The sequence below is a fragment of the Streptomyces sp. NPDC002130 genome, assembly GCF_040296465.1.
GTDB lineage: Bacteria > Actinomycetota > Actinomycetes > Streptomycetales > Streptomycetaceae > Streptomyces.
This window is the reverse complement of record NZ_JBEOXI010000929.1, coordinates 1-1302: the sequence shown is the minus strand read 5'-3', so window position 1 is coordinate 1302 and position 1302 is coordinate 1. Positions and strand designations below refer to the sequence as shown.

Here is a 1302-nt window from a genome sequence, read left to right as displayed (position 1 = left end):
CGCGGCTTCGACATCTTCGAGTTCGAGGCGCATGCCACGAATCTTCACCTGATTGTCCGTGCGTCCGAGGAAGTCGAGGGTGCCGTCGCCGAGAATCCGTACTACCGGCAACTGTTCTACGAGGAGTTGCCGTCGTCGCTACGCATTCTGGAGACAGACCCCAGCCCGGTCAACCAGGTGCGTGCCAGCGTCACGTACAACCAACTTCATCGACTACATGCGGTCGAAGAATCCACTGTGCCCGCAGTGCGGTGCACACAGAACCGCTCAGTGTGCCCCGGGGATGCCGGTCCATCCGTTCGATCACCTACCGTGGCTCGCCGGAACGGGCTGCGTCGTGGGACCGGACACCCCGGAATGGACGTGCCGAGCGTGCAGTCACTCATGGGGACAGATGTTCCCGCCGGATCACCCGCAGCACGACTGATCAGTTCGCGGCGAAGCCGGGAAGCCGATCGATGTCCGCGATGATCGAATACTCCGCGGCGTCACCCTGGAGGATTCGACTCTGCTCGCCGTGGACGTCGACGGGGACGTCGCCGGCCAATGTCACTCGGTGCACACTGCGTGCCTGAGTTCCGTAGTCGGCGATCCCGTAATGCTGAGTCGCCTGGTTGTCCCAGATCGCCAGGTCGCCGGCCGTCCAGTTCCATCGAACAGTGTTTTCCAACTTGATGATTCGTGCCTGCAGGATCTGGTAAAGAGCGACCGACTCCGACGGCTTGAGCCCAACGAACTCCTTGAAGAAGTGACCGAGCAGGAGGGTCTTCTCCCCCGTCGCCGGATGGATACGCACCACCGGGTGTTCGGTCTCGTAGATCTCACGGGTGAATTCGGCGTAGTAGGCCTGGCGCTGCGCATCTACCGGGTTCGCCTGGTTGGCGACCTCGGCGTAGTCGTAGGCATTGGTGTGAACGGCCCGCAGATTCTCGACGAAGACTTTCAGTGAAGGCGGCAGTTGGTCGTATGCAGCGGTGGTGGACGCCCACGTGGTCGCTCCGCCGTACTCGGGAATGGTCGTCGCTCGCAGAATCGAGGCTTTCGGGATGCGGTCGACGAACGTCACGTCCGTATGCCAACTGTTGGCGGCGCGGTCGAGCACCAACAGCTTGTCGCCCCTGGACTTCACCGTCGGGTGCGGGGTGGTCTGCGTGCCGAGGGTTCCGGCGAATTCGTACTGCGACGTGTCGTCGAGATGCTGCTGCCCTTGGAAGAACACAACCTTGTGGTCAGGTCGGACGTACCGGCACGGATCTTGCGGGGCAGCAGGCCCGGGGTGGCCGGGAGGTCGGCGGCGACGCC

General features: G+C 63.0%; 1 protein-coding gene. It reads right to left on the bottom strand.

Features of this window, described 5'->3' with window-relative positions; all coding sequences use genetic code 11:
* Window positions 1–427 precede the first annotated feature (427 nt).
* Entirely contained in the window at window positions 428–1219 is a 792-nt protein-coding gene (locus ABT116_RS47090) for a TauD/TfdA dioxygenase family protein (protein WP_502984084.1), read from the bottom strand.
* Window positions 1220–1302: the final 83 nt, after the last annotated feature.